The following is a 327-nucleotide window of genomic DNA, read 5'->3' as shown; positions in this document are numbered from 1 at the left end:
AGTCGGAACCACGGAAAGTCCGCGCACTGTCCCAAGCAGTAGTAATCAATTCAACCGAAGTTAAACCACTATTCAGCAACTTCGCTGTTAATTCTTCAATTTCAGCTTCAGACAAAACATAATCGACCGATGGAATTGGGTCTTGCCAAATCAGATTCTCATTCGGCCCATCGGCACCTAAGTAACGAGATTTTGGCCCCATGTCACGGTGAGTCAGCTTGTACCACGCACGAGCATACACTTCAGAGAAGTAAGCTGGATCTGCATAAAAACGCTCTGAAATTTTGCGGTATTCAGGGTCCATTTTCAGCGCCATATCGGCATCGA

The 327-nt window shown here is 46.2% G+C and carries 1 pseudogene; it reads right to left on the bottom strand.

The window, feature by feature from the left end:
- Positions 1-327 (bottom strand): annotated as a pseudogene (locus ACG9ZB_RS16835) (catalase-peroxidase); the annotation flags it as partial.

It is taken from the genome of Acinetobacter johnsonii (assembly GCF_048551975.1).
Classification (GTDB): Bacteria; Pseudomonadota; Gammaproteobacteria; order Pseudomonadales; family Moraxellaceae; genus Acinetobacter; species Acinetobacter johnsonii_A.
This window is presented reverse-complemented; position numbering and strand designations above follow the sequence as displayed.